We start from the raw sequence: 16,909 nt of genomic DNA, 5'->3' as shown, positions 1-16,909 counted from the left end.
CTTTCACTCAGTTCACTTACCGAACTCTTACGCTCACCGAGGCTTCGTCGTCTTCGCCGTTTGTGTTGCCATTACCGGGCGTTGAATCGGGGTCGGCGGGCGTAACGCTGAATACCTGGGCACGTAAGGTACCTGTATTGGCGGGTCGCACCAATAAGACCATTGCCCCGCTGCTACCAGCCGGAACGGAGCCAATGTTGCCCGTCACGTTCTGCCCGCTCACGGTTAAGCCACCCGTAAAATCTAATTGCCAACCCGCAGGCAGCACGGCTTGAAGGGTTACGTTATTGGCTGTTGCTCCCCCCTGGTTGCATACCCTCAACGTTACGTTAATCACTTCATTTGGCGCAGCAACTAACCTGTTCGCGCTGACCACTACACTCAAATCGGCTGTGGCTGGGTCGGTTGGGGGTTGATTCGACTGCACCGGCGGCAGCGGGACCTGATTCGGATTGGGCGAAACATTCACTGGGCCGCTGGCATCAGGCGTGCGTAAGTCAACTATTGCCATGTCATCCTGACCATCACCCGTGCCCGAGTTGGGCTGGCTGTCGGGGTCAGGCTCATTACTGGCTGTAATCTGAGCAGAAGTGGCAAAAAAGCCAGCCTGAGTAGGTTTCAGCCGGAACACAACCGGCAAACTGGTTCCGCTGGGCAGGGTTCCGGCATTAATACTAACGACATTAGCCGTCGTGCTGACAGCCGCCGACGGACTATCGACAAATGCCATGCCGCTGGGCAGCAGGCTTCTGGCTACCACACCATTGGCTGTTAGGGGGCCTGCGTTGGTCAGCACTAAGGTAAGTGTAATAGGCTCGCCCGAATGAGGTGTGCGACTACTGACCTGCATGGCCATTGAGAGGTCGGCTCCATTACAGATCGCCAATGCCTGGCTGGGAGCGCTGGCCACTGCCGGGTTGCTGGCCACCACCCGAAGCCGGTAATTTGTGCCCGTAGGAAGCGATGGCGAAAACGTGACTGCAATGGGGCTGGTGGTGCCGCTGCCAATGGTTGTTTCGCTGGCAAACGAGCCACTGGCATCCGACAGCCGGACGCTGTAGACGCTGCCGCTGTTCACGTTGCCATCCGACACCTCGATGCCCACACTCAGGCTACTGCTCAGGCAATTCGTCGCGTTCGGTATGTCATTGATTGTCAGTACCGGCGGAATGGGCGGTGGTGGCGAATCGTTTTGGTACAGAATTAGGCGGGCGCGGATCAGGGTGGCGTCAAACCACAACCCCGGCCCGGTAGTGCCATCCAGCCGGACCGATAAGCGATACCTTCCCGGCTCTACTCCCCCAACCCCTGCCATTGGAGGAAGATGCTGGCGGATGTAATTGAATTCAGCGTAGGAATCTTCATCAGGAATCTGCGACAAAGCATCCTCCCAATTCGAATTGGCCCAGGTGCCGCCGTCGATGCGCTCTAACCGAACTTCTACGGGGGCCGTCGCCTGAACCATCATGGAGAACCCATGGCTGGCCGGGTCGTAGCTGTAGGTAAACCGTTGAATAGCTGGATCAGCGGTGCCGCCCCGAATGGCTTGCCGTTGAACCACAAAGGCGGGGCTGGGCGTTGCCGAAGAGTTGATGGTGAAAGGCTCGCCGGGCGTCCCGACGATAATCGGGTGCGTCGAGCGGGTACGCAGTCGGTACTGGCCATTGGGTACGCTGGCCGGGATGGTTACTAAAATAGGGTTTTCATTACTGGGAACCGACTCATAGACCGTTACGCCGTCGCTGGCCCGCACGATCTGAGCAACGTACTGATTATCGGCTTCGTGCGGATCGCTGCGTAGCGAGGCTACAGCAATGGTTTCGCCCTGTTTTCGGGTAAGCGGCAAGGTATAGCTGCTGGTAATCAGAGCCGCCGAGTCGGCAGGCATGAAGGGCACAGCATTCTGAAAAAAAGCCGTTGACAGACTTTGATCCCAGGCGTTGATGAAGCGAATCAGGCCCGGCCCCTGCATATGGATATTGTCGGGGCGATTGACCGGACCGATGATTGTGTCGGTGGCTGGTCCGGCAAAAACATTGGTTATGTTCGCAATGAGCTGATTCTGAGCCGAAATAATGCCAGGGCTGGTCTGCCCACTAATGTAACTGACGCGCGAGACCATCCACGCTAATGGGTTGTTATTCAGTTGCTGGCGACTTTTCTGAATCACATAATTGATGTTGTTATAATAAGCCTGACTGCTGGTTCCATTGTAGGTATCGGTCTCGCCCTGATGCCAGAGTACCGCCCGGGCACCCGTTCGGACAATGTAATGCAACAGGGCCTCGCCCAGTCGGCGATAAACAGCCGAATTTGTGTTTGTACCCAGGTTTCCTGCGGCCCCCTGCTGCCATTCGGTACTACTGCTGCCGCCTAACGCTGCCCCAAAAAACAGGACTGGCACGTTGAGCCGCTGCGCGAGTTTGTCGCCCAGCGCTCCCCATAAATGAGCGGGCTGGCTGGGGCCAATCGCCGTGCCGTAGTTGACATGACTAAACTGAAGGGGTAACAACTGACTGCTGATGCTGTCCTGCTGGAAATCCACGCAGGACACGCGATCGTCGGCTGCGCTGGCTACCCGCTGAAAGCCGCCAAAGACATTTGACTGGCCAGCCACCACAAATACCTCACCAACCCCTATACGATTGACCGAGGTTTGGGCCACGACCGTCGTGCTCATCTTCGCCCGAACATCCAGCCGATACCAGCCCGCCGATACGGTAACGTTGCCTTTAAAGGCGGATGAGTTGGCTATAAAACTCATGTTGGTCCAGGCCGTAACGCTGCCCTGGCCAATGGCTAAGGGAACAAACCGGGCTTCGACGGTTGTCGCCGTTGAAGAATTCACACCGGCTACGGTCACAATCGCCTGATTCGCCTGATTGCGCTGGAAAACCATTCGGCTAACCGGACTGGTGATCGTGATTTGAGCAGCCGTGAGCAGTGATACTAAACACAGGGGAATAAGCCGCAGGCATCGTAGAAAAATAGCCATGTGTGAACTGGTTGACGGTCAGATAGATAGCCAATCAGAAACAAAAAACATGCCTAAGTAGCCATATTTCTAACAATAATCACAAAATGACCTGACACCAATAAAGCGGTATAAGCGGGCGGCAAACGTATATCGTCGGGAATCTTTGCGTTATTTTACCGTATGCGTTACCCTGTCAGCCTTGTAGCAGGCGCTTTCTTCGCGGGCATTTCTGCCCTCTTCCCACTGGTGGAAGAAGCGACTGACGGTATCTATGGCCCAGAACTCATCAGGAACGGGCAAAGGCAGGCCGACGCCCGCCCAAATATCGTGCTGATCGTGGCCGACGATCATGGCCGCGAAGCGGTTGGCTGCTACGGGAATCCAACGGTCGAACCGCCCACCATCCGCACCCCGCACATCGACCGGTTAGCCGCCGATGGCACCCGATTTTCAAATGCATTTTGCACAACGGCCAGTTGCAGCCCCAGCCGGTCGGTACTGCTGACGGGCTTCCATAATCATGCCAATGGGATGTATGGCCTGCAGCATCAGGAGCATCATTTTAACTCGTTTGATACAGTGCGGTCGCTGCCTGTGTTACTCGAACAGGCCGGATACCGAACCGCCCGCATTGGCAAACTGCATGTAGGCCCTGAATCGGTATATCATTTTCAGCAGGTGCTCAAAGCAGGCGGAGTGAACGACCCGGCATCCATCGGGCGCAGTCCGGTCGAGATGGCCCGGTACTGCTATTCGTTTCTGGAGGAAACGTCCGAACGTCCGGGCGTCGCCACGCCGTTTTTTCTGTATTTCGCTACCGACGACCCGCATCGGAGCAATACCGTAGCCGCCGACGGCTCGCCTGTGTTCGACGGCTCAAAACCGAATCATTTTGGGAATCGGCCCGGCGGCTACCCACAGGTGGGCGACCATTTCTACCAGCCCCGTGAGGTTCGGGTGCCGCCGTGGTTGCCCGATACCAAAGCCTGCCGGACCGAACTGGGGCAGTATTACGAAGCCATCAGCCGTCTCGACCAGGGCGTTGGCCGATTAGTGGACTATCTCAAAGACACGGGTCAGTACGATAACACTCTCATTATTTACCTGTCGGATAATGGCGCCCCGTTTCCCGGATCGAAAACAACGCTCTATGAACCGGGAATACGTCTGCCGTGCATCGTCAAACTACCCAAACCCCGGAAACGGGGCTTTGTGCAGGAAGCTATGATTTCGTGGGTCGATATTACACCGACCCTGTTGGATTTCGCAGGCGTTGGGAAAAGCGCCATACCCCGGCAGGGCCGGTCGTTTCGGGAGATTATTGAGCAGGAGGGGGTTACGGGCTGGGATGAAATTTACGCGTCGCATTCGCTGCACGAAATCACGATGTATTACCCCATGCGGGCCTTGCGCGAACGGCGGTACAAACTGATTGTCAACCTTGCCCACGAACTGCCGTTTCCGATGGCGCTCGATCTGGAGCAGTCGTTTACGTGGCAGGATATCCTGAAAACGAAACAGACAAGGTACGGCAAACGAACTATAGCGGCTTATCTGCATCGTCCGCCTATCGAACTATACGACCTCCAAACCGACCCCGACGAAGTGCATAGTGTAGCCACCAACCCGCGTTACCGGGATGTATTAACCCGAATGCAAGTCAAACTAAAGCGTTTTCAGCAGAAAACCCGCGACCCCTGGGCGGGAAAATAGGCTGTTTGTTTCAGCCCAACGTTAAAACGTTGGGCTGAAACAAACAGCCTATTTTCCAGATTGCGCCGGATTTTAACCCGGTGAAAACGAAAACGATTTACTTCGCAATCGTTGCGATCTTCAACTCAGTTAACTGCGCCTGCGAAATCGCTGAGGGCGAATCAATCATGACGTCGCGACCGGAATTGTTTTTGGGGAAGGCGATGAAATCGCGAATCGAGTCGGCGCCACCGAAGAGCGAACATAGCCGGTCGAAACCAAAAGCGATGCCACCGTGCGGGGGTGCGCCAAACTCGAAGGCATCCATCAGAAACCCGAACTGGGCTTTGGCTTCCTCGTCGGAGAAACCCAGAATGCTGAACATCCGGGCCTGCAAATCGCGGTTGAAGATCCGAATCGACCCGCCACCGACTTCCGTGCCATTAATGACCAAATCATAGGCATTGGCCCGCACGCTACCTAAATCCGTGTCTAACAGTGGAATATCCTCCGGCTTCGGCGAGGTGAAGGGGTGGTGCATGGCAAACCAACGGTTCTCTTCTTCCCCGTATTCGAGCAGCGGAAAGTCGAGTACCCACAACGTACTGAATACGCCTGGGTCGCGCAGGCCCAGCCGACTGCCCATCTCCAGCCGCAGTTCGGCTAATTGCTTGCGGGCTTTGGCGCATTCGCCCGACATGATGAGCAGCAGGTCGCCGGGCTTCGCGCCGAAGTGGACAGCCCAGGCTTTCAACTCATCTTCCGAATAGAATTTATCGACGGACGATTTCAGCGTGCTATCCTCATTATAACGAACGTAAATCAGCCCTTTCGCCCCAATCTGCGGTCGTTTCACCCAATCAGTGAGTTCATCCATCTGCTTGCGGGTGTAGTGGGCACATCCCGGTGCATTGATTCCCACGACCAGCTCCGCCGAATCGAACACGCCAAAACCTTTGCCCGACGTCATATCCACCGTATCGAAGGTTCCTTTGAGTTCAATGAATTTCATGCCGAACCGCGTGTCGGGTTTATCGGAGCCGTAGAACCGCATCGCATCGGCATAGGTCATACGCGGCACTTCGGCCATATCGATGCCTTTCACGGCTTTAAACAAATGTCGCACCAACCCTTCAAACATGTTCAGAATGTCTTCCTGCTCCACAAACGACATTTCGCAGTCGATTTGGGTAAACTCCGGCTGACGGTCGGCGCGGAGGTCCTCATCGCGGAAACACTTGACAATCTGATAGTACCGGTCAAATCCCGACACCATCAACAGTTGCTTAAACGTTTGGGGCGATTGTGGCAGGGCGTAAAACTCACCTGGATTCATGCGGCTCGGCACCACAAAGTCGCGGGCACCTTCGGGCGTTGATTTAATCAAAACCGGCGTTTCAACCTCAATAAAATTTTGCCCATCCATGTAGAGCCGCGTTTGCTGGGCCATGCGGTGGCGCAGTTCGAGGCTCTTCCGAACGGGATTCCGGCGCAGGTCGAGGTAGCGGTATTTCATGCGGAGGTCGTCGCCCCCGTCGGTTTCGTCTTCAATCAGAAAGGGCGGCAGTTTGGCAGGGTTCAATACGGCCAATGCCGTAACGTTCAGCTCAATATCGCCGGTGGGCAGGTTCGGATTTTTTGATTTTCGTTCGATGATTGTGCCCGTTGCTTTCAGCACAAACTCCCGGCCCAGCGAACGGGCAATGGCAAAAAGTTCGGGCGCGGTCTGGCCATCTTCGAGCAGGAGTTGCGTGATGCCGTAGCGGTCGCGGAGGTCAATCCAGAGAACACCGCCTTTGTCGCGGATGGTTTGTACCCAGCCGGTCAGCGTGGCGGTGGTATTGGCATTGGTAAGGCGGAGTTCTCCGCAAGTGTGCGTTCGGAGCATTTGTAAAGAGCTAAAGAGTGAAAGAGCGAAAGAGCGAAAATGACCTGTCGAATGGCCTTCGCTCTTTCACTCTTTATTAGTTGCCGCAAAGGTAGGTACTTTACGGAAACTCGACCATTCGCTCGTTCACTCTTTCGCTCTTTCGCTCTTTAAATAGGCGCTTTCGTCTTTACTTCCGGTAATCCAATGCAGGTTTTCGGTCGCCGAGCAGGGCTTCGTAGGTAAAGTCAGCCCCGCGTTTCTTCAGAAATTCGGCGTGGGCTTTTTCGATGAGAGCGGACGTTTTGTATAAATCCAGCGCGGTCAGGGCCAGCGTTTTGGCCGCAACAATCATGCCTTTCTGGCCGATGCTCATGCCACTGGCGGCTGTCGACTGCCAACTGTGGGCCGACGAACCCGGCACCCACGTCGCCGTTTGCAGACCAACCGTCGGCACGGTCCAGCTTACGTCGCCCACATCGGTAGAGCCGCCACTGGTCGCGCTTTCGGAACCCTCGCGGAAGTCTTTCACGTTAGCCGCGTTTTCAATGGGCACTTTCTGATCGCCGAAGGTTTCACTGATTTTCTGAGCGAAAGCAGTTTCTTCGGGTGTATAGGTTACGCCACCAACCGTTTGCAGGTTCTGGTGCACGACCTCGGCCAGGGTCACGTTGGGCAGAATGTCATAGACACCACCCAGCACCTCCCAGGACACTTGTGTGCCGGTGCCTTTAGCGGCCCCTTCGGCGGCATTTTCGATGCGTTTCCAGACACTCTGTACCACCGCCCGGTCTTTGTGGCGGGCATAATAATACACTTCGGCGTTGGCCGGAACCACGTTGGGCGCGTCTCCGCCTTTGGTGATGACGTAGTGAATGCGGGTATCCTGCGGAATGTGTTCGCGCATCATGTTAACCATGTAATCCATGGCTTCAACCCCATCCAGCGCTGAGCGGCCCCGTTCCGGTGATGCGGCTGCGTGGGCGGCAATGCCTTTGAACCTAAATTTGGCATTTTTATTGGCCAGGGATGTACTGGCATCAGCGGAGTTCTGCGACCCAGGGTGCCAGTGCAGCACCACATCGACGTCCTTGAACAGCCCTTCGCGCACCATGTACACCTTTGCTGAGCCGCCTTCCTCTGCCGGGCAGCCATATATCTTTACCGTTCCGGCATGGCCTGATCGCTTAAGCCAGTCTTTCACCTCGACCGCAGCCGCTACGGACGCCGTTCCGAACAGGTTATGCCCACAGCCGTGCCCACCTTTCTGGCCCGGAATGGGCGTAAATTCGGGTTTGGCCTCCGTAGCGAGACCCGGCAGGGCATCGTATTCGCCGAGGATGCCGATGACCGGTTTGCCGGTTCCGTAGGTGGCGACAAAAGCCGTTGGAATGCCCGCCACGCCTGTTTGCACCTCGAAGCCTTCTTTTTTCAGTTGCTCTTCCAGCAGGTTTGCACTTTTCTCTTCCATATAGCCCAGTTCGGCAAAATCCCAGATTTGCTTCGAGATACCGGCGTATTCGGGCGCTCGTTTGTCTAAGCTGGCAAGAATAGCCTGCTTGTCCCGGTCCGGCGTTCCGGTGGCTAAGGCTGGGGTGGCGTTTTTTTTCGTTTTTGGTTGAGCCAGTGCCAACAGGGGCAGGAGCAGGGCAGTTGCGAGGAGTTGTGCGTTCATGGGGGTTGGTTGTAGGTCAGATGACCGGGACTGGATAAAACTAAGGAATTTTGGCCAAAGACGGACAAAAAGCACGGATATCCTGCCCGGTTTCAACTCTGTAACAGGGTGAGAAAAGGCTACTTGTTGAGGTCGTTTTGCCCATTTTGTTTTTGGTATGGTCAATAGTCTGAAAATATCTACTTAGTTTAGCAAAAACCCTTTAGTCATGAAAAAGCGAACCTTCATGAAGCTGTCTTCTGCCCTGTTAGCCACGCCTATTCTCTCACCGCTGGTTAGCTGGGTTGCCGACGACAAACTGAAAAACTGGGCCGGTAATTACCAATACAGTACCGACCGATTACACCCGGCTAAGTCGATCCAACAGGTTCAGGAACTGGTTAAAAAACACAGCAAACTCAAGGTACTGGGCACGCGCCATTGCTTCAACGGCATCGCCGACAGCAAAGACAATCTCCTCTCGCTTCGGTCAATGGATGAGGTGGTGTCGTTAGACCCAACCGCCCGCACCGTCACGGTTGATGCCAGTATGAAATACGGCCAATTAGCGCCCTATTTAGATAGTAAAGGCTTTGCTCTCCATAACCTGGCATCGCTGCCCCACATTTCTATTGCGGGCGCCTGTGCCACAGCCACGCACGGTTCGGGGGTGAAAAACGGTAACCTGGCAACGGCAGTTGCGGGGCTGGAAATCGTTACGGCAGCGGGCGATGTGCGAACGCTATCCCGCGAAAAAGACGCTGAAGCCTTCCGGGCGGCTGTGGTTAGCTTGGGCGCATTGGGCGTTGTGACGAAAGTTACCCTCGACATTCAGCCGACGTTTCAGATGCGGCAGGACGTGTATGAAAACCTGCCAATGGCGCAACTGAAAGACCACTTTGAGGCCATTGTAGCGGGCGGCTACAGCGTGAGTCTGTTCACCGACTGGCAGAAAAGCCGTGTGAATGAAGTATGGCTGAAACGACGGATTGAAAAAGGGGTAAAGCTGGAGGCCAAACCGGAGTATTTTGGGGCGAAACTTGCCACGAAGAACCTGCACCCCATCGCCGAACTCTCCGCTGTGAATTGCACCGAGCAAATGGGCGTTCCCGGCCCCTGGTATGAGCGATTGCCGCACTTCCGCATGGGCTTCACGCCCAGCAGCGGCAAGGAATTGCAATCGGAGTATTTCGTGCCGCGCCGGAACGCCGTTGACGCTATTCTGGCTGTTGAGCGGCTGCGTGACCACATCAGTCCACATTTGATGATCTCCGAATTACGCACCATCGACGCCGATCAGTTTTGGATGAGTCCATGTTATAAGCAGCCCAGCTTGGCTATTCATTTTACCTGGAAACAGGATTGGGCATCCGTAAAAAAGGTACTGCCCATGATTGAGAAAGAGCTGAGTGCATTTCAGGCTCGGCCTCATTGGGGAAAGCTCTTTACCCTGGCGCCGTCGGTGCTGCAATCGCGTTACGAAAAATTACCGGCCTTCAAACAAGTCGTTGCGGAATACGATCCAAAAGGAAAATTTCGCAATGATTTTTTGAGTATGAATCTGTATGGAAGTTGATCGGGGACTTCTCCGGCAGGCACAGACAAAAAGCCCATCCGAGAACACTTCTCCGACGGGCTGTTGTGTATTGGAAAGTAGCAAAAAAGCTGGTTGAGGAGACCAGGGGAATAGAGCGAACAGCTAATCAGTTACCGATTGTCCTTCTTCCGTTTAAGCGATGTTCGGGCAGCAACTTCGGCCTGAAACTTAATCTTCAACTGCCGATCAAGTTCTTTATCCCGTGGGATGTAGATACTGGTTTTTCCGTCCGAGGATTTCAGCATCCAGTAAACGTTGTCGGTCGTGGGGGGAATGGACGTGTACGTCGGTTTGTTCATTATGGAGATGATAAAGATGAGATTAGTGTCCGTATGGCACCGGGTCTGCCTAAAGAACCCGGTTTGCCTCCGAATAGTGTCTATTGACTAAATATGATCAGTCGGACGAATTGCCCGGCTCCGGTTAGGCCGCTTTTTTTACGTCAACGGCGTTCAGCCCTTTGGGGGTCCTGGTAACTTCAAACGTTACTTTATCGTTTTCGCTGATCGAATCAACTAAGCCATTGATATGGACAAATATACTCTCCTGGCTTTGTAGATCCCGAATAAAGCCGTAGCCTTTCGAGGCATTGAAGAAACTGACGATACCCTGTCTGATGGAGTCCTGTGGCGAAGCAGCTTCCTGTTTCGACACCCCAATCTGAACGTCTTCCTGGTCGATGACTCTCTTTTTTCGTGGGTCTGGTGGCGTAGACGTAATATTTCCGTTTTCATCCACATAAGCCAGCATGTCGTCGAGATGTTGACCTTTCTGGGCACTCGCTTTTCGCTCTTCCCGTTTCTCTTCTTTGTCTTTTCTCTTTTTTTGTCTTGCTTTTTCTTTTTCTTTTTTACTAAATGTCTCCATTCTTATCGTATTAAGTGAGATTAACCTGCGCGTCTTCGCCAGGATGTGTTTTCAGAGAGGTAACCCAGTGCACTAACACCGACCAATCCGCGCGGGACTATAACACCCCACTAAGTAGTCAACCCCATATAATCAAAATTAGTTGACTTAGCCGGTATTTACTTTGTAATGAACGAACTGAACGGGCGGGAACTGGTTATTTCTTTGCTTGTTTTACGGGGTCCATCGTGCGTAAATAACCGACCAAATCCACAATTTCGCCCTCCGTCAGGTTTTCCAGAAGGCCCGTTGGCATCATCGAAACGGTCGTTTCTTCCCGTGACTGAATATCCGACTTATTGATAACCACCACATCCTGCCCGACTACCCGCAGCCGAACCTGTCGCTCGTTTTCCCCCGCTATGTTGCCCGTGTAGGTGCGCCCGTCGCGCGTTGTCACCACCACCATTTTGTAATCGTCCTGAATTTCTCCGCTGGGATTCAGCACATTACTCAGCAGATAATCTACGCTGGTGCGGTTGGAGCCGGTCAGGTCTGGCCCGATGATGCCGCCCTGCCCATACAGTTTATGACACGGCCCGCACGTCCGGGCAAAGAGTATTTTACCTTTCTGGAGATTGGCCGATGCCAGCGCTTTGTTATTCAGCATCCGCCCATATTTGGCGTAGGCTTTGGCATCCAGCCCATCGCCCTCAATTGGTCCCCAAACTTCTACAAACCCGCTGCCGACTACCCGCAGCAACTGCCGGGCCGCGTAACTCGGCACGTCGCGTTTGGAAATGGTTCCGGCTTTTAGTGCCTGGGTTAACATCCCACCATAGCTGGGTCGCGACGAGAGCGTTTGCACCGCCTGGAGTTTTTCGGCCGGCGTTAACGACGGATAGCGGGTCAGCAGCAACTTGCCGAGGGCGTCGCTGTCATAACCAGCGATAGCGCGGATAGCTTCTAAGCGCAGAGCTGGTTCATCCAGCAAACCCGGCAATTGGTCGGGCAGTTCGGGACGTTGCTGATTCGTCATGGCCCGGAGCGCCTGCCGGCGCTGCTCCACGGGGGCCTGTTTAGTAGTGAGTGTTGTCAGGTATTGCTTAGCCGCCTGGGTGTCGCCGAATAGCTGGGCTATTTCGGTGCTTAGTTTCGCTACGGGCAAACCTACCGCTTTAAGTTTGGCGTAAACTGCCCCCCAGTTTGCCGGAGCCGTCACGTCTGAGCGGCCTTCCAGCCCGTCCCGCAACCCTTCCAGCATGGCCAGTTGCACCTTCGGATTTTTAAGATTACCCAGCGTACTCACCAACCGTTTCACCTCGTCGGCATCAACGGTCCGGCGGGCAATGAATTGCGAAACCATCGGAAGCTGCGACCGGGTGGCCAGTTCGAGTGCCCGGTCCGGATTGGCCTTCACGAGTGGTTCAACGCCGAACCAAATCAGTTTGGGCAGGTTATGGTCACCGGCATCTTCGCCATGCGTGAGTAAAGCACTGGCAATGTTCCAGCGGGCGTCGGGCGTGAGCCGTTGCAGGGCTGAGGCCAGATAGAGCCGCACCACCGGCGAGGTATCTTCGCGGGCCATGCGGGCGAAAGCCGTCTGTGCATCAGCCGAAGGTTTCTGGTCTTCGCACAGCAGTTGAATGGCCCAGGCCCGGACGTACTCGTCTTTATCACTGAGCGGTTTTAGCAGCGTTTGCTCTGTGAAGCCACCGGTAACATGAAGCGCCCACATAGCCCGTAGCCGCCAGTCCAGGCTGGGCCAGGCCGCGTTTTCATGTGTATCGAAAAGGTGGCGCAGTCGCTCGTGCGTGTCGTTGGCTAACTGACCTTTGGCGGCACGGTGTTGCAGGATAACCCGTGCCCGGCGGGCGTGCCAGTCGCTCGCAACGGTTTGCAGGTCAATTAATTGGGCATCGGTCAGTTTGGTCAGGTCAGCATAGCGGTTCGGGAAATTTTCGGCTCCCGATGTTTCGGGCGTTATCCGGAAGATCCGACCGGTTTCGCCGTTGAGCACTTCTTTGCCGCAGATGTCGGCATCGTGCCAGTCGAGCACGTATAAGGCTCCCTCTGGCCCAAGTTCCATACTGAAGCCAACCCATTGGGCGTTGTTGGCCAGTAGGAAATCGTCGCCATGACGCCCCACAAAACCTGAGCCTTTGCGTTCGAGCACGTCCGACAATACGGCGTGTTCGTGAATATTGGCCATGAACAACCGGCCCCGCTGTGCCTTTGGGAAGGCATCGGACAGGTAGACACGCGCGCCACCGTGTGCCGACCGGTGGCTGTGGTCGGTGATGGTTTTGATGTCGCTGTACGTATAGGGGTTGAAATGCTGGCCGCCCTGCCGGTGATAGATGCCACCGGGAATCACGTGCCAGAGGTGCGGAATCACGCAGGCCGTCATCAGCAACTGACCTTTGGCGTCGTAGTCGATGCCCCAGGGGTTACTAAAGCCGTGCGCTACCACCTCGAAGCGGTCTTTGGTGGGATGATACCGCCAAACGCCCCCGTTGATGTCGACGCCCTCGCCCTGGAGAATGTCTGCCGGGAACGGGTCATTGTGCTTGTACAAACGACCTTTGCCTTCCGGCTTCCGTACTTTCGACGGTGTGGCAAATCCCTGAAGGCCATACAGCCAGCCATCCGGCCCCCAATGAAAACTGTTGAGGGTTTCGTGCCGGTCGCGAATGCCCCAGCCGGTTAGCCGCACCTCAATGTCTTTCTCATCAGCCACATCGTCGTGGTTGCGGTCGGGCACGAACAGCAGGTTGGGCGGAGCGCCCAGAAACAGCCCGTCGAATCCCACAGCCATGGCGGATGGAAAGGCAATGCCTTCCAGAAACACCTTGCGGCTGTCGGCCACGCCATCGTGGTCGGTATCTTCCAGAATCAGGATGCGGCTGTTGCCCGCTTTGGAAAATCCATGCCCCCGCGATTCGTAATCCCGGTTTTCGGCTACCCATAGCCGCCCCCGGTCGTCCCAGCAGAAGGCCATCGGCTGGGTCATCATGGGTTCTGCCGCCCAGACGTTCACGTTGAAACCCGGCATCACAGTCATGCTTTTCACCGCTTCCTGGGGCGTCAGAAACTTGGCGTTCCGGCCTTCCTGCTGGGCAATTCCCCATAAGGTGGCCGTGGAATACATGGAATTGTTACCGCTGAACTCGCCCCAGGTTTTAGTCAGTTCAACGTCGTTGAGCGTTCCGGTATAGACCACCACTTCATGGCGAATAACTTCCGTATCGCCTTTCCGGATGGTCCAGTCGCCGGTTCTGGCCCGCGCCGGACCGATGCCTAACTGACTATCGATGCGCCAGGTTTGGGGGTAGCCTTTGTTTTCGGGGTGGTCGAAGATGGCAATGTGCGCCAGGTCATTGCGCCCTTCTACCTGCATCCCGGCATCGACCCACATGGCCCGCTGACCCTCGGCTTTTTCGTTGCGTTGCCGGGCTGCGTTGATGACCTCGCCCTTGATACCGGGTCGCCAGGGCATCCGGAGAAACAGCCCGCCATAATCGTATTTGCCGATGGTCACGTCGGTCTGGGCTTCTCCGGCCCATTCCAGGTCGAGCAGAAACTTGTTCTGTACGTCTCGCAGCGTCCAGGTCTGGGTTTCGGTCAGCACGGCCTTGCCGGTCGAGTCGAGCAAATCGTAGACGGTTTGCCATTTGACCTCCGGGCCGGTGGCGGTTAAGACTTTAGCCGATACCCGTCGCCAGTAGTCACCCTGCGGATGGTGGAAATAATCGCGGCCGTTGACCCGCGTGAAACCCCAGTACAGGCCGGTCTGGTGCTTGTGATGGCCGGGTGAGTATTCGGTCAGTACGCCTTTGCCGTCGGGGGCCGCAATAGGATGCAGGTAAGGCCGGAAATCCGCCTTTGCAACCTGCGTTACGATGGGCGTTTTGCCATCGGCCCGAAAGATGGAAATCGTTCCGGCTTTTACATCCTGCACGACCCGCAATTTTCGGGGGCCGGGTGCCGACGCGCTGAGGATAGTGTTGGGTTGTCGGTTTTCGTGGCTGTTTTTCAGGATAAACCCGAAGGGTAAACTACTGATGAGGAGCAACAGGAGTAGTACGCGTACCATGTTTTCAGGTAGATTAAGAGTCAGGAGGATGGGCTGCAGGTCGAATTACGCTATAAATTACCGAATTTGTCCATTCTTTAACAAGCCTGGCATGTTGATCGTGGCGTTATAAAGCCCGAACGTCAGTACGATAGCTGAAAAACGCTGGGCGCGGTTTGTAGGCTCTGTCCGATTGCTTAATAGAGACAATATCTCCTTCCTGCCTGGTTAGGAGCGTTTTCGGGTTGTGTAGTACATCACTGTAATCGGGTTCATCGTCACCATAAGCCCGGTTTAGCGATGCGTGGGCAGCCGACCGAAAATCAGCCCGTTCGGTATCCTCTGCCTGTTGCTGGAATAGATTAAGCAAACCACTGACAAACGAGTCTAATTGATTGTCGTGTTGCTCCACGTCCATTGTCAACGTTTTAGGTTTCCCTGGCGGGTTATCAATCACGGATAGGCCCTGCCTAATTAGTGTTGGTTGAATCAGACCACTTTATGCAAGGATAAAGTGGGAACGGTTGAGGATAGCGGCCCGAAACCAAGTTACGAACAAATAAAATACGGGCGAGGGAACAGGGGGCGGATTTACTTGATTCTTCCGTGTTCCGTTTTATAAAGTTGAACAAAGAAAAAAGGCTAATTCGCAGATTTTAGTGGTTTTAGCACGTTTGCGAATTAGCCTTTATCTGAAAAGTGAGCCTCCTATGGACTTGAACGGCAGCGGCCGACCGTCTACGACCCCTTCATTACGAATGAAGTGCTCTACCAACTGAGCTAAGGGTCATTCAAGCGATGAGCCTCCTATAGGACTTGAACTAAGATTGATTATCAGGTATTTACAGGTGTAATCCATAGTAGTTGACGGATTAGTTGACGGATTGAAAAATAAGCAGAAACTTTTTGATGGTGGGAGAGTGCTTGCCCAAATGTCGTATGTATTTTTGTTTCAAACAAGAAGCCTTCATTGGCTGCTTGGTTTGGTCAGAGCCGGGTGGGTGGTTCCTCCGGCTCATTGGGTGGGTCTGGTGGGTGGTTCCCCCGGCCCGTTTTTTTCAGGTGATGAAAACGATTTTCCGGCTCTACTTTGCCACCTATTTGTCGTCGCGCTTGACCCCAGTGCTAACAGCCATCCGTTCCCGTTCCGGCTAACGTTAGGCGGGTGACTTCATTCCTGACCAATCGCTGCCTGCTGGCTAGTATCAAACTCGTCATGCTGATTATACTAATACGGGTTTTGACCGGGGCCACCGCTCCGGCGGCCCGGCTCTGCCCGTCGGATGACCGGGATAGTACGGCCGAAGAGAACCGGACTAAGTTCCTGCTGACCAACACCGTACCTCAGGCACCCCAACTAAACCGGCAAAGCTGGCTTCGGCTGGAGGAATACTGTCGGGGGCTGGTCGCTCAGGGTAATGAACTCTACATCATTGCCGGAACGTGGGATAAAGGCGGTGAGGTAGACAATGGCAAGGTTACCACCATTGCAGGTGACAAATTGTTGTCCCTGCTGTGCTCTGGAAGGTGATTGTCGTGTTACCGGTAGGTTCGGACGGTTCGAATGACGTGATAAACTCCCCAATTCTGAGCGTATTACAGTCTCCGTTTCAACCGCGACCTGTTCCACTCGACTCCCTTCCCCATTTCATTCAGACCAGCCCTCTACAGTCCCAAACCGCAAAGCAAACCCGAAACTTTTTAATAACCCCTACCACCCTATTTACACAGGCCACCCCAAACAGGGGGAGGGTAGCAAAAAACACCCCGCAGACAGGTAGGGCCCCAGGCGATAGCCCCAGCTACGGACAGCCCCAGCTACGTACCTAATCAGTTTTTCGCTGGCAGGATTCATCCCTACCGGGGTAGTTTAAACTACCCTGTACCGGTCTTATTTAAAAGCGATGAAGGCGGCATGTCCCATTGGAATACTTAGTACAGAAAAGGCTCGACTTGGTCCAAAACCCTGAACGACTAAATTGAACGGGTTAATTGGACGCGAAAAGGCTGATTTTAGGCCACTTCTTTCCTACCCCGTCACCGTTCAGATAAACGTCCAATACTAGCTGGACCCGCATGTGTGTATCGTCCGGAAATAAGTTGACCGTTTTGAGTTAGTCGTTCAGTGCGTTTACCATTTTTTTCTTAGTCCGAAGTTACTCTACTTTTTGTCTTCCGAACCCGTTGGTTTATAATAGTTT

10 protein-coding genes are annotated in these 16,909 nt (G+C 54.5%); 3 read left to right on the top strand and 7 right to left on the bottom strand.

The genetic code is table 11. The features are described from left to right. Positions 1 to 16: 16 nt before the first annotated feature. A complete protein-coding gene (locus ACYVI1_RS02775) occupies positions 17 to 2,995 on the bottom strand; it encodes a sialate O-acetylesterase (RefSeq protein WP_460906459.1) in 2,979 nt (992 codons plus the stop codon). Positions 2,996 to 3,157: 162 nt separating this feature from the next. Here ACYVI1_RS02775 and ACYVI1_RS02770 point away from each other — a divergent pair, with 162 nt between their 5' ends. After that, a complete protein-coding gene (locus tag ACYVI1_RS02770; protein WP_460906457.1) occupies positions 3,158 to 4,690 on the top strand; it encodes a sulfatase family protein in 1,533 nt (510 codons plus the stop codon). A 97-nt stretch (positions 4,691 to 4,787) separates the two neighbouring features. On the opposite strand, the gene aspS is transcribed toward ACYVI1_RS02770, so the two are convergent. Continuing rightward, on the bottom strand, positions 4,788 to 6,557 hold the full coding sequence (gene aspS / locus ACYVI1_RS02765; protein WP_460906455.1) for an aspartate--tRNA ligase: 1,770 nt from the start codon (positions 6,555 to 6,557) through the stop codon (positions 4,788 to 4,790). 169 nt (positions 6,558 to 6,726) lie between these two features. Then, positions 6,727 to 8,211 (bottom strand): amidohydrolase, encoded by a 1,485-nt coding sequence (locus ACYVI1_RS02760; protein ID WP_460906453.1) that lies wholly within the window; start codon positions 8,209 to 8,211, stop codon positions 6,727 to 6,729. A gap of 208 nt (positions 8,212 to 8,419) precedes the next feature. Between ACYVI1_RS02760 and ACYVI1_RS02755 the strand changes: the two genes are divergently transcribed. After that, a complete protein-coding gene (locus ACYVI1_RS02755) occupies positions 8,420 to 9,766 on the top strand; it encodes a D-arabinono-1,4-lactone oxidase (protein WP_460906451.1) in 1,347 nt (448 codons plus the stop codon). Between the two features lie 131 nt (positions 9,767 to 9,897). On the opposite strand, the gene ACYVI1_RS02750 is transcribed toward ACYVI1_RS02755, so the two are convergent. The 4 genes from ACYVI1_RS02750 to ACYVI1_RS02735 all read right to left on the bottom strand — a co-directional run bounded on the left by ACYVI1_RS02750 (position 9,898) and on the right by ACYVI1_RS02735 (position 15,126). Further along, positions 9,898 to 10,086 carry a hypothetical protein gene (locus tag ACYVI1_RS02750; protein WP_460906449.1) on the bottom strand — a complete coding sequence of 63 codons (189 nt, stop codon included), beginning with the start codon at positions 10,084 to 10,086 and terminating at the stop codon, positions 9,898 to 9,900. Positions 10,087 to 10,210: 124 nt separating this feature from the next. After that, entirely contained in the window at positions 10,211 to 10,654 is a 444-nt protein-coding gene (locus tag ACYVI1_RS02745; RefSeq protein ID WP_460906447.1) for a cold-shock protein, read from the bottom strand. A 196-nt stretch (positions 10,655 to 10,850) separates the two neighbouring features. Next, positions 10,851 to 14,729, bottom strand: coding sequence for a PVC-type heme-binding CxxCH protein (locus ACYVI1_RS02740; protein ID WP_460906445.1), 3,879 nt, complete (start codon positions 14,727 to 14,729; stop codon positions 10,851 to 10,853). Between the two features lie 106 nt (positions 14,730 to 14,835). Beyond that, the gene (locus tag ACYVI1_RS02735; RefSeq protein WP_460906443.1) at positions 14,836 to 15,126 is read right to left on the bottom strand and encodes a hypothetical protein; all 291 of its coding nucleotides are present in this window, start codon (positions 15,124 to 15,126) and stop codon (positions 14,836 to 14,838) included. 747 nt (positions 15,127 to 15,873) lie between these two features. On the opposite strand from ACYVI1_RS02735, the gene ACYVI1_RS02730 reads away from it, so the two are divergent. Continuing rightward, on the top strand, positions 15,874 to 16,239 hold the full coding sequence (locus ACYVI1_RS02730) for a DNA/RNA non-specific endonuclease (protein WP_460906441.1): 366 nt from the start codon (positions 15,874 to 15,876) through the stop codon (positions 16,237 to 16,239). The last annotated feature ends 670 nt before the right edge of the window (positions 16,240 to 16,909 follow it).

Source organism: Spirosoma areae (genome assembly GCF_054781775.1).
The sequence above is the reverse complement of the archived record's forward strand: the minus strand, read 5'-3'. Positions and strand labels throughout refer to the sequence as shown.

Excerpts from the sequence above, each read along its gene's own strand:
- ACYVI1_RS02775 (WP_460906459.1), bottom strand. The coding sequence starts at position 2,995 with ATGGCTATTTTTCTACGATGCCTGCGGCTTATTCCCCTGTGTTTAGTA.
- ACYVI1_RS02770 (WP_460906457.1), top strand. The coding sequence starts at position 3,158 with ATGCGTTACCCTGTCAGCCTTGTAGCAGGCGCTTTCTTCGCGGGCATT.
- aspS (WP_460906455.1), bottom strand. The coding sequence starts at position 6,557 with ATGCTCCGAACGCACACTTGCGGAGAACTCCGCCTTACCAATGCCAAT.
- ACYVI1_RS02760 (WP_460906453.1), bottom strand. The coding sequence starts at position 8,211 with ATGAACGCACAACTCCTCGCAACTGCCCTGCTCCTGCCCCTGTTGGCA.
- ACYVI1_RS02755 (WP_460906451.1), top strand. The coding sequence starts at position 8,420 with ATGAAAAAGCGAACCTTCATGAAGCTGTCTTCTGCCCTGTTAGCCACG.
- ACYVI1_RS02750 (WP_460906449.1), bottom strand. The coding sequence starts at position 10,086 with ATGAACAAACCGACGTACACGTCCATTCCCCCCACGACCGACAACGTT.
- ACYVI1_RS02745 (WP_460906447.1), bottom strand. The coding sequence starts at position 10,654 with ATGGAGACATTTAGTAAAAAAGAAAAAGAAAAAGCAAGACAAAAAAAG.
- ACYVI1_RS02740 (WP_460906445.1), bottom strand. The coding sequence starts at position 14,729 with ATGGTACGCGTACTACTCCTGTTGCTCCTCATCAGTAGTTTACCCTTC.
- ACYVI1_RS02735 (WP_460906443.1), bottom strand. The coding sequence starts at position 15,126 with ATGGACGTGGAGCAACACGACAATCAATTAGACTCGTTTGTCAGTGGT.